We start from the raw sequence: 11,569 nt of genomic DNA on the forward strand, positions 1-11,569 counted from the left end.
GCGCAACGCTATGTGCTCGACGTGCTGGCCGCCAACGGGCTTTCGGTCCTGTCACTGGAACCAACCGCGATCCGGCAGGATCGCGGGGAACACGTCAACGGGTTGGTCGTTGTGGCCAGGGCTCCGAACTCAGCTGAACAAAAGACCTGACGACAGCCGGTCGGCGGTGTCGGCAGCTTTTCGTCGGGTGCGATAGGAATTTTTTCTTGACGCCCTGCCCTCAGCTATGGTACATTTTCGCTCATGGTGCTGATTTGCGCCAGTGACCCGCCGCACAGGCGGGTTTTTCGTTTGATGCTCCGTCAGCCACGCGCCTGCGGAGGGGCAGCCTCGCCGCCTCGCAAATATTCCTGCTGTGAAAAAGTCCGATTTGCATGCGCGACTGATATTTGCGATCTGCTCGCGTCAGGGCGGGATATCAGGAGGAGCATAGCCGATGCGCTGGAACATGATGATCTTGGCCTCTTGCCTGCTGACCGCCGGCTGTGTCGGCGGCACGTCGATGTCGGAACAGCAGGATGCGAACGTCCAGTCCTCCCTGCAATACGACACCGTGCCGTGCGACCAGTTGCTGGCGCAGCGCAACGGGTTGGCGCAGCAATACAACCTGCCGATCAAGGCCAAGCCGACCTTCTCCAATCCGGCGATGGGCTTCGGCCCGTTCACGCCGGACATGCGCTCCAAGGCCAAGCGCGATACCGACAAGGCGAGCGGTGAGATCGATGCCATGAACCGGTCGATCGACCGACGCGACTGCGGCCAGCCGGAGAAGCAGAAGAAGATCGCTCTGCCTGGCTAGAGGTCGGAGGCGGCTACGGGTCGAGAATCGCAGGCAACAAACCACCTTGCAGGGCACGATCGGATGCATCTCTCGGAGCTCGGGGACCGCATATGTATCTTGGGGCCGTCCAACAGTGGCAAGTCGACCCTCGCCGACGCGATTGCCCGCAAGCGTGATCTGGCGACTGTTCACCTCGATCAGCTCTTCCATCTCCCGAACACGGATTGGGAAGCGCGCCCAAGGGACGAATTCATTGCCTTGCACGACGCCGCAATCGCCGGAGAGCGTTGGGTGATGGATGGGAATTATTCGGTAGGTATGCCGCAACGTTTTCGGCGGGCGACGGGATTGATCCTGTTGGACATTTCCACACCCGCAAGTTTGTTGCGCTATTTTCGCCGGACGTTGTTGGAGCGGGAGAGGCGCGGTGCCTTGGAGGGCGGGCGCGACAGCGTCAAATGGGATATGATCCGCCATATCACTGTCGCCACGCCGAAAAATCGCAAACGCTACCTGGCTATGTTCGAGCAGATTGATCTGCCAAAGGTGCAGTTATCGTCACTGCGGGCAATCAAGAAGTGCTTCCGGGAGTGGGACCTGGCCCGATGAGGCCTTGTCCTGGCTAATACCCTGCATCGCGGTCCACCAGATTGTCGAGCTTTTCGCCGCGTTCGAAGGCGTCCATCTGGCGCAGCATGATCGGCGCCAGATGCACCGGATCGGAGGTCGCCGCCGCGTGTGGCGTCACGAACACTTTCGGATGCCCCCACAGCGGACTGGTCTTCGGCAGCGGTTCGACCTCGAACACGTCGAGGCTTGCCTCCTTCAACGTGCCGTCATCCAGCGCCCGCAAAATGTCGGCATCCTTCTGCAGGCGGCCACGCCCGGCATTGATCAGCACCGAGCCGCCGAGGCCGTTGCGTTTCCGCAGCTCCTTCAGCACGCCGTAGTTGATGATGCCCTTGGTCTCCGGCGTCAGCGGCAGAAGCACCACCAGGATGTCGGTTGCCTTGAGGAAGGGGATCAATCCAGCTTCGCCGGAATAGGTCGCGACGCCTTGCATGGCCTTGTCGGTGCGCGACCAGCCATTGACGGCAAAGCCGAGCGAGAGCAGCACCGAGGCCGCGGCGCGGCCGAGACTGCCGAGGCCCATGATGCCGACCGAAATGTCACCGGCAGGCCTCTGCTGCGGCTCATGCCAGATCTTCTTCGACTGCTGCGACCGGTAGAGCAGGCCCTGGCGGTGATGGTCGAGCACCCGCCAGACGACATATTCCGTCATGTACTGGGTGAGGTTGTCGGCAACGATTTTGACGATCGGCACGTCGGGCAGGCCGGGATCGGCGAAGATATGGTCGACGCCGGCGCCGATCGAGAAGATGGCGCGCAGATTGGGCAGCGACGCCAGGATGTTCGGCTTCTGCTTCCATACAACGGCATAGGTGATCGAGGGGTCGCTGGCGCCGTCCGGCTCCAGCACCACCTCGCGTTCGGCCGACAGCAGGTCGCGCCAGCGCTGCGGATGAAAGCCGGTGACGGCAAGCAGGATGCGGCCTTTTTCCATTGCGGTCCTTTAGTCCCTCTTTACGCAAATCACTCGCTGACGATGCCGACCGGTGCCGTCTCGATCTTGAAGGCGGCCGAGATCAGCGCCCGAGTATAGTCGGTTTGCGGATTTTCAAAAATCTGCTGGGAAGGGCCGGCTTCGACGATCCTGCCATTGCGCATGACGATGACGTCGTTGGCGAGCGCCCGGATGACTTTCAAATCATGGCTGATGAAGAGATAGGCGAGATCGTGCTTGGCCTGCAGGCTGCGCAGCAGGTCGACGACCTGCGCCTGCACGCTCATGTCGAGTGCCGATGTCGGCTCGTCCAGCATGACGAAGCGCGGGTTGAGCACCATGGCGCGTGCGATGGCAACGCGCTGGCGCTGGCCGCCGGAAAACTCGTGCGGGTAGCGGTTGCGGGTCGCCGGATCGAGCCCAACCTCCTTCAGCACGGCGGCCACCTTGTCGTCGCGCTCGTCGGGCGACAGCTTCGGCTCGTGGATCTTGAGGCCTTCCTCGATGATCTCGGCGATCGACATGCGCGGGCTGAGCGAGCCGAACGGATCCTGGAAGACGATCTGCAATTCGCGCCTGAGCGGCCGCATTGCATTGAAGGACAGCTGGTTGATGTCGCGACCGTTGAACTGGATCATGCCGGTCGACGAGATCATGCGCGCCAGCGCCAAGCCGAGCGTCGTCTTGCCGGAGCCGGATTCGCCGACCACGCCGAGCGTCTGGCCGGCGCGCACGGTGACATCGATGCCGTCCACTGCCTTCACATTGTCGACGGTGCGGCGGAAGAAGCCCTGCTTGATCGGGAACCAGACCTTTATGTCCTTGCCGGTCATGACGGGCTTGGCGTCGGCATTGGCGGCCGGCGGCTTGCCCTTCGGCTCGGCCGCCAGCAGATGCCTTGTGTAGGCATGCTGCGGATTGGCGAAGATCTCCTTGGTCGGGCCGGTCTCGACGATCTTGCCCTTGGTCATCACGCAGACGCGGTCGGCAATCTTGCGCACGATGCCGAGATCATGGGTGATGAACAGCATCGACATGCCCTTGCGGCTCTTCAAGCCGGCCAGCAGTTCGAGGATCTGCGCCTGAACGGTGACGTCGAGCGCCGTCGTCGGCTCGTCGGCGATCAGCAGTTCGGGCTCGTTGGCCAGCGCCATGGCGATCATCACGCGCTGGCGCTGGCCCCCGGACAACTGGTGTGGATAGGCATCGAGGCGCTTGTGCGGATCGCGGATGCCAACCTCGTTGAGCAGGGCCAGGGTGCGCTCCTTGGCGGGGCGGTCGGCCATGCCTTGGTGCAGCTTCAGGATCTCGACGATTTGATGCTCGATCGTGTGCAGCGGATTGAGCGAGGTCATCGGCTCCTGGAAGATCATGGTGATCTTGTTGCCGCGCACCTGCCGCAACTGCTTCTCGCTCATCGCCAGCAGGTCGTTGCCCTGGAACACGATCTTTCCCGAGGGGTGGCTGGCGCTTGGATAGGGCAAAAGCTTCAGCACCGAAAGCGCCGAGACCGATTTGCCGGAGCCGGATTCGCCGACCAGCGCCACCGTCTCGCCCTTGGCGATGTCGAACGAGATGTGGTCGACAGCCGTCGACTGGCCGCCGCCCTGGCTGAAGGCGACGCTGAGGTCCTGTACGCTGAGCAAGGGGGCTTCGCTCATCTGAACGTCTTGCGCGGATCGAAGGCGTCGCGCGTCGCCTCGCCGACGAAGACCAGCAGGGACAGCATCAGCGAGATGACGACGAAGCCGGAAATGCCGAGCCACGGCGCATTGAGGTTGCGCTGCGCCTGCTTGAGCAATTCGCCGAGCGAGGCGGAGCCGGGCGGCAGGCCAAAGCCGAGATAGTCGAGCGAGGTCAGCGTCGAGATCGAGCCCGAGAGCAGGAAGGGCATGAAGGTCAATGTCGCCACCATGGCATTAGGCAGCAGGTGCCGGAACATGATGGTGCGGTTGGGCACGCCGAGCGCCCGGGCCGCGTTGACATATTCGAAATTGCGGGCGCGCAGGAACTCGGCCCGCACCACGCCGACCAGCGCCACCCAGGAGAACAGCAGCATCAGGCCGAGCAGGATGAAGAAGCCCGGCGGCAGGATGGCGGCGACGATGAGCAGGAGATAGAGCACCGGGATGGCGGACCAGATCTCGATGAAACGCTGGAACAAGAGATCCGTCCAGCCGCCGAAATAACCTTGCACGGCGCCGGCCGCGACGCCGATCAAGGCCGAGCCGGCGGTCAGGATCAGGCCGAACAGCACCGAAATGCGGAAGCCGTAGATGACGCGCGCCAGCACGTCGCGCGCCTGGTCGTCGGTGCCCAACCAATTCCAGTTGCCGACGATGCAGGCGGGGTCGGCAGCACCCTGCGGATACTGGTTGCAGCGTGTCTTGGCGTCATACTGCCACGACGGCCTGGCCGGTGCTGCTTCGGGAATAGCGTTGTTGACCGTCTGATAGGAGTAGCGCACCGGCGGCCAGATCATCCAGCCATTGGCGTTGATCTCGTCCTGGATGACCGGATCGCGATAATCGGTGACGGCATAGAAGCCGCCGAATTTTTCCTCGGGGTAGGCGACCAGCACCGGAAACAGGATTTCGCCCTTGTAGGAAGCGATGATCGGCTTGTCGTTGGCGATGAACTCGGAAAACAGCGACAGCACGAACAGGACGAGGAAGATCCACAGCGACCAGTAGCCGCGGCGGTTGGCTTTGAAGTTCTGCAGGCGGCGCTTGTTGAGCGGCGACAGAAACGGCCGCTTGATCCGCGCGGGTGCCGCGTTGACGGGGACTGTAGCCTCCGACATCAGACGTCTCTCCGCTCGAAATCGATGCGCGGATCGACCCAGGTGTAGAGCAGGTCGGACAAGAGCCCGACGAACAGCCCCAGCAGCGAGAAGATGTAGAGATTGGCGAACACCACCGGATAGTCGCGCTCGACCACCGACCGGAAGCCGAGCAGACCGAGGCCATCGAGGGAGAAGATGTTCTCGATCAGCAGCGAGCCGGTGAAGAAGGCCGAGATGAAGGCGCCGGGAAAACCGGCGATGACGATCAGCATGGCGTTGCGGAAGACGTGGCCGTAGAGCACCTGCCGTTCCGACAGACCCTTGGCCCGCGCCGTCACCACATACTGTTTGCGGATTTCTTCGAGGAACGAGTTCTTGGTCAGCAGCGTCGTGGTGGCGAAGGCCGACAGCACCAGCGCGGTCAGCGGCAATGTCATGTGCCAGAAATAGTCGACGATCTTTCCCCACCACGACAATTGATCCCAATTGTCCGAGGTGAGGCCGCGCAACGGAAACCAGTCCCAGAAAGACCCGCCGGCAAACAGCACCATCAGCATGATGCCGAACAGGAAGCCCGGAATGGCATAGCCGACAATGACGACGCCGCTGGTCCAGACGTCGAAGGGAGTGCCGTCCTTGACCGCCTTGCGGATGCCGAGCGGGATCGAGATCAGGTAGGACAACAGCGTGATCCACAGCCCGATCGAGATCGACACCGGCATTTTTTCCAGGATCAGGTCGAGCACCGAAATGTCGCGGAAATAGCTGTCGCCGAAATCGAAGCGGGCATAGTTCCACAGCATCATGCCGAAGCGCTCGAGCGGCGGCTTGTCGAAGCCGAACTGCTTTTCCAGCTTCTTGATGAATTCCGGATCGAGCCCCTGCGCACCGCGATATTTCGAGCTGACGTCACCGGCGGCATCGAAATTGCCGCCGGCACCCGCGTCGCCGCCACCACCGCCGAGGCGGTCGCTGCCGCCCTGATTGGTCAGCCGGGCGATGACCTGTTCGACCGGACCGCCGGGGGCGAACTGGATGACGGCGAAGGATATCGCCATGATGCCGAACAGCGTCGGGATCATCAAAAGGATGCGGCGCAGGATATAGGCGCCCATCAGGCCTTCTGCCCTCGTTGAGCGAACATCTCAGCCTTTGCCAATTCTTGCCGCCTTGCCCTTATCGAACCACCACAGCGTCTCGACCGGAAAGCCGAAATCAGGCTTCTGTTCGACAAAGCCGAACATGTCCCAATAGGCGACGCGGTGATTCGCCAGATAGTATGTTGGAATCCAGTCCAGCCGCGCGCGCAAGACCCGGTCGAGCGCTCTGAGCGCCGTGACGAGTTCTATACGGTCTTTCGCCTTGGCTGCTGCCGCGATCAGGGCGTCGATGGCCTTGCTTTCGGTGCCGGGATAGTTGCGCTGCCCCGGGATTTTCGCCATGCGGGAATCATAGAGCATCTGCAGGCTGTCGTCAGTCGGCGTCGCCCCGATCGACCAATGCAGCAAGGCAAGATCGAAGTCGTAATTGCTGTGCCGCTGCTCATACTGCGCCGAATCGATTTGCCGGATCGATGCGTCGATCCCGATCGCCTTCATATTCTCCGACCACGGGGTGTAGATACGAACGATGCCATCGTCCTCCGCCAGCATTTCGACCCGCAGCCGCTCACCCTTGTCATTGACGACGAAACTGCCGTCGCGCTTCCAGCCGGCTTGCGCAAGCAATCTCGAAGCCTCGCCCAGCAGCTTGCGGTCATGGCCCGAACCGTCGGACAGGGGCTGTGTTACCGCTTCACCGAAAACCTCTGGCGGCAACTCGGCCCGGAATGGCTCCAGCAGGGCCAATTCGTCAGGCGAGGGCAGGCCTTCGGCCTTGTAATCCGATCGTTCGAAGTTCGATTGAGAGCGCTCGTAGGAGCCGTAAAACAAGGCCCGCTTCATCCATTCGAAATCGAAGCATCTGGCGATCGCCCGCCGCACCCGCTCATCGCGGAATTGCGGACGACGCTGGTTCAGCGCGACGCTCTGCATGTCTGGCGTCTTCTCGCCGGGAAATTCCCGTTTGAGGACCTTGCCGTCCTTCAGCGCCGGAAAGTCGTATCCGGTCGCCCATACCCGTGAGGTGAATTCCTCGCGAAAATGCGTGTCGCCTTTCTTGAAGGCCTCGAATGCCGCCTGCCGGTCAAGATAGAAGTCGATGCGGATGCGGTCGAAATTGTAGAGGCCGCGGTTCACCGGGAGATCGCGGCCCCAATAGTCGGCGACGCGGTCATATTCGACCGTCTGTCCGGCCGCCACGCGTCCAATCTTGTAGGGACCCGAGCCAAGCGGCGGCGTCATGGTCGAAGCATCGAAATCATTGGCCGTATAAAATGCCTTGGAGACGATCGGCATCCCCACGATCGCAAGGACGTTTTGCGCCGACTGCTTGCCGTTGAGGGTGAGATCGACGGTGGTGGGATCGACCGCAACCACGTCGGTCATGTACCGCAACGCCTGGGAAAGGTTCGGATGGCCCTTGTCCTTATAGAGCTTCAGCGCAAAGACAACGTCTTGCGCGGTCAGCGGCGAGCCGTCGTGGAAACGCGCTTGCGGTCGCAGCACGAAGCGGAAACCGTTGCGGTCTGGCGACAGGGTAACGGTTTCGGCAAGCAGGCCATAGACTGCATCCGGCTCATCGAGCGCGCTTGTCATCAGCGAATCGAAACAGAGTTCGGCGCGCGGCGGCGCCTCCCCCTTCAACACCAGGAAATTCAACGTGTTGAAGGTCAGGAAGCTCTGATTGAGGGTTGCGTTCGGCGGCGCGAAATTCATCTGGCCGCCCTTGGGCGCGTCCGGATTGACGTAGTCGAAATGCGCGAAATCGGGCTTGTATTTGAGGTCGCCGAAGGCCGACAGGCCATGCAGCTTGATGCCAGTCGCAATGTCGGCGAAGGCCCGGCCGGGCAACAGGGCAGCGGCTGCCGCGGCACTGCCCAGGGCGAGAAAGTCGCGGCGGGGCAGGGCCGCCATCAATTGCCGCCCTTGTATTTGGCCGCCAGCGCCTTCTCCTTGTCCGGGTCGATCCACCAGGAATCGATGTCGGGACCCAAGTAAGTCGGCTGTTTTTCCGGGATGCCGAATTTGTTCCAGTAGGCCAGCCAGGTTACTGATCGGGTGAATTGCGGGACGCAATAGAAATTCCACAACAGAACCCGGTCGAGCGCATGAGTGGCGGCGAGCAGGTCGTCGCGATCCGTCGCGAAGATAACGCGTTCAACCAGTGCGTCGACCACTGGGTCCTTGATCCCCGCGTAATTTCGTGAGCCCGGTGTATCGGCTGCCTTCGAACTCCAGTACTCGCGTTGTTCATTGCCCGGCGAGTCCGACTGCGGCAGCCGAGAGGTTATGACGTCGTAGTCGAAATTGTTGACGCGAGCGATGTACTGGCTGGTATCGACTATCCTGAACGAAGCCGAGATGCCGATCTTTCCCAGCATATTTACAAATGGATTGACCGTTTGTTCGGCGCCCTGGTCGAAGCCCAGAATCTCGACGGTAAAAGGCTCCCCGCTTTTCTCATTGGTCATACGGCCATTCTGGATTTTCCAACCCGCCGCCGCAAACAGATCGATCGCTTCGCGCAGGTACGACCGCTCGGCCTTCGGGCTATCGAAGACCGGAAGCTTGAACTCCTGGGTAAACAGTTCTGGCGGGAGCTTGCCCTTGTATTGATTGAGGATCTCCAATTCTTTGCCCCGCGGCAGTCCGCTCGAAGCAAGTTCGCTGCCCATGAAATAGCTGTTGGAGCGGGTGTTGAGGCCGAAGGATTGGGTGCGGTTCAAGGTTTCGAAGTCGAAGGCGTAACCGAGCGCCTCGCGCACGCGCCGATCCTGGAACTTTGTCCGTCGCGTGTTCAGCATGAAACCTTGCATCGAGGCGAGTGATGTCGCCTTGAACTCCCGCTTGATGACATCGCCGGCTTTGAGAGCCGGAAAATTGTAGCGCGTCATCCATAATCGCGCACTGTTTTCAGCCTGGATGTCCTCATATCCGCCTTTGGTGAAGGCTTGCCACGCGGCGTTGTCATCGAGAATGTAGGTGTAGCGTCTGGTGTCGTAGTTGTTGCGCCCGACATTGATGGCCAGATCGGCGGCCCAGAAGTCCGGAACGCGTCGCCAGACGACTTCCGAACCAGGTTTGAAGCTCTCGATCTTGTAGGGTCCAGAGCCGAGCGGGATTTCAAGGCTTGGCTGGGTGATGTCGCGCTTCTTGCCGTTGGCATCGGTGCCTTCCCACCAGTGCTTCGGCAGCACCACCACATCCGCCATGATCAGCGGTAACTCGCGATTACCCTTCTGATCAAAACGGAACTCGACTTCCCGATCTGAAACGGCGACCGCCTCGGTGACGTTGGCGAAATAGCGGTTGAACTGCGGACTTTCCTTTTTGAGAAAGTTAAATGACCAAATCACGTCATCCACGGTGATCGGTTGGCCATCATGCCATCTGGCACGCGGGTCGAGCCGATAAGTTGCGGATGAAAAATCGGCTGGGTACTTGTAGGCGTCTGCTATCTCGGGATGGTTGACGCTGCCCTCGTCAAGGGATTTCGCCATCAGCGACTGGTAGAGGAGCCCACCCTGATAGTTCAATCCTGCGGCAGGGGTGCCGCGTGCGATGAAAGGATTGAAGCTGTCGAAGGTGCCGAGTTCCACCGAGTTCAGCGTGCCGCCCTTGGGCGCGTTCGGATTGACGTAATCGTAGTGCTGGAAATTGGCGCCGTATTTGGACTCGCCGATCAGCGATGAGGTGGTGCGCCATTCGTCGGCGCGGGCAGCCTGCAATCCCGCCGCCAGAAGGGCTGCCGCCAGCAACGACTTGAGAAGCGTTCGGCCAACCGTCATGCACTATCCTCTTCGCGATGCCCGTTCATGGGCAATCTAGATGATTTGGCGCTCGTGAAAACCGTCATGCGCGGCTTTGTCGCCGCCTATGCGGTTTTCCCAATAAAAAAGCCGGGCTGAACCCGGCTTTTTCAAGGTCGTCGAGATGATATCGAAATTATTGGGCAGGCGCCGGTGCCGGTGCGGCCGGAGCCGGGGCGGCGGGAGCGGCCGGCGCGGCACCCTCAGCCGGCTTTGCCGGAGCGGCTGCATCGGCAGGCTTGGCGCCTGCATCGGCGGCGGCACCGGGTGCCGGCAGCGGCTTGGGATTGTCGGACAGCGTGCGCAGATAGGCGATGACGTTGGCGCGGTCCTCGTCCTTGGGCAGGCCGGCGAAGCCCATGGCGGTGCCCTTCACGAATTTCTTCGGCGAGGTGATGAAGTGGTTGATGTTGTCGTAGGTCCACTTCTCGGTGCCGCCCTTGGAGAATTCCTTCATGCCGGCCGAATAGGCAAAGCCTTCATGCTCGGCGACCGGACGGTCGACGAGGTCCCACAGGTCCGGGCCGACCTTGTTGGGGCCGCCCTTTTCGCCGGAATGGCAGGCCTGGCACTTCTTGAAGACGGCAGCACCCTGCTCGACATTGGCGGTCGCCAGCAGATCGGCGATCGGCTTGGCCGCGGCGGCGGGCGCGGCCGGACCGCCTTCGGCGGGCTCGGCGGCCTCGATGGCGAAACCAGGCTTTTCCGGCGCCGGCGACGCAAACAGCGCATCGGACACAATGCCGACCGAGAAGACGACGAAAACGGTTCCGAGCAATCCGGCGAGCAGTTTGTTGACTTCGTTGGAATCCATACGCCCCTTGCTCCCTTTTCCGGCGGACAGAACCGTCCACTCCGTCCGTCGGTATCGTGACCGTCCTGCCAGGGCGGTCAAATCGGGCGGAAACTAGGTCTTTTGCTGCGGCGTTGCAACACCTATAAGGGCGCTTCCAGTGAGACCTTTTGCCACTTTCCCTGTCCTCTTTCGAGACGCCTTGCACCCGAAATGTCCACGCTGATCCTGATCCCGGCCCGCATGGCTTCGACCCGCCTGCCGGGCAAGCCGCTGGCCGACATCGCCGGCGCCCCGATGATCGTCCATGTCGCCCGCCGCGCCGCCGAAGCCGGCCTTGGCCGGGTGGTGGTGGCGACCGACACGCAAGGCGTGGCGCAAGCGGTGCGCGCGCACGGTTTCGAGGCCGTGATGACGCGTATGGATCACGAATCCGGCTCCGACCGCATCCACGAGGCGCTGGTCGCTCTCGACCCCGGGCGCAAGGTCGAAACCATCGTCAATGTGCAGGGCGACCTGCCGACCATCGATCCCCGGATCATCGCCGCGTCGCTCAGGCCTTTCGAGGACAGTGCGGTGGACATCGCCACGCTCGGCGTCGAGATCGTCCGCGATGAGGAAAAGACCAATCCCAATGTCGTCAAGATCGTCGGCTCGCCGCTTTCCGGCAGCAGGCTGAGGGCGCTCTATTTCACCCGTGCCACAGCGCCTTGGGGCGAGGGGCCGCTCTACCATCA

The 11,569-nt window shown here is 61.6% G+C and carries 10 protein-coding genes; 3 read left to right on the plus strand and 7 right to left on the minus strand.

Annotated elements, in window-relative coordinates:
• Window positions 1-436: 436 nt before the first annotated feature.
• Window positions 437-799, plus strand: a complete 363-nt coding sequence (locus EN884_RS10080; protein ID WP_063169970.1) for a hypothetical protein — start codon at window positions 437-439, stop codon at window positions 797-799.
• Window positions 800-862: 63 nt separating this feature from the next.
• Complete coding sequence (locus tag EN884_RS10085) at window positions 863-1,390, plus strand: AAA family ATPase (RefSeq protein ID WP_063169971.1); 528 nt, start codon at window positions 863-865, stop codon at window positions 1,388-1,390.
• A 13-nt stretch (window positions 1,391-1,403) separates the two neighbouring features.
• Here the strand turns inward: EN884_RS10085 and EN884_RS10090 are convergent, their stop codons facing one another.
• The 7 genes from EN884_RS10090 to EN884_RS10120 form a co-directional block, all read right to left on the minus strand.
• Entirely contained in the window at window positions 1,404-2,345 is a 942-nt protein-coding gene (locus tag EN884_RS10090; protein ID WP_063169972.1) for a glyoxylate/hydroxypyruvate reductase A, read from the minus strand.
• Window positions 2,346-2,374: 29 nt separating this feature from the next.
• Window positions 2,375-4,006 (minus strand): ABC transporter ATP-binding protein, encoded by a 1,632-nt coding sequence (locus tag EN884_RS10095; protein WP_063169973.1) that lies wholly within the window; start codon window positions 4,004-4,006, stop codon window positions 2,375-2,377.
• Window positions 4,003-5,148: an ABC transporter permease gene (locus EN884_RS10100; RefSeq protein WP_063169974.1), complete on the minus strand. Its 1,146-nt coding sequence runs from the start codon at window positions 5,146-5,148 to the stop codon at window positions 4,003-4,005. Before EN884_RS10100 ends, EN884_RS10095 begins: the two co-directional genes overlap by 4 nt.
• Window positions 5,148-6,245, minus strand: a complete 1,098-nt coding sequence (locus EN884_RS10105) for a microcin C ABC transporter permease YejB (protein WP_013527941.1) — start codon at window positions 6,243-6,245, stop codon at window positions 5,148-5,150. Before EN884_RS10105 ends, EN884_RS10100 begins: the two co-directional genes overlap by 1 nt.
• Before the next feature lie 30 nt (window positions 6,246-6,275).
• Window positions 6,276-8,144 (minus strand): extracellular solute-binding protein, encoded by a 1,869-nt coding sequence (locus tag EN884_RS10110; RefSeq protein ID WP_063169975.1) that lies wholly within the window; start codon window positions 8,142-8,144, stop codon window positions 6,276-6,278.
• Window positions 8,144-10,018, minus strand: a complete 1,875-nt coding sequence (locus EN884_RS10115) for an extracellular solute-binding protein (RefSeq protein WP_063169976.1) — start codon at window positions 10,016-10,018, stop codon at window positions 8,144-8,146. Before EN884_RS10115 ends, EN884_RS10110 begins: the two co-directional genes overlap by 1 nt.
• Before the next feature lie 157 nt (window positions 10,019-10,175).
• Complete coding sequence (locus EN884_RS10120; protein WP_013527938.1) at window positions 10,176-10,853, minus strand: cytochrome c family protein; 678 nt, start codon at window positions 10,851-10,853, stop codon at window positions 10,176-10,178.
• Window positions 10,854-11,045: 192 nt separating this feature from the next.
• On the opposite strand from EN884_RS10120, the gene kdsB reads away from it, so the two are divergent.
• Window positions 11,046-11,569 (plus strand): 3-deoxy-manno-octulosonate cytidylyltransferase (kdsB, locus tag EN884_RS10125; RefSeq protein ID WP_128360545.1); only part of this gene is annotated, 524 nt, incomplete at its 3' end.

The organism is Mesorhizobium sp. M7A.F.Ca.AU.001.01.1.1, assembly GCF_004022735.1.
Classification (GTDB): Bacteria; Pseudomonadota; Alphaproteobacteria; order Rhizobiales; family Rhizobiaceae; genus Mesorhizobium; species Mesorhizobium ciceri.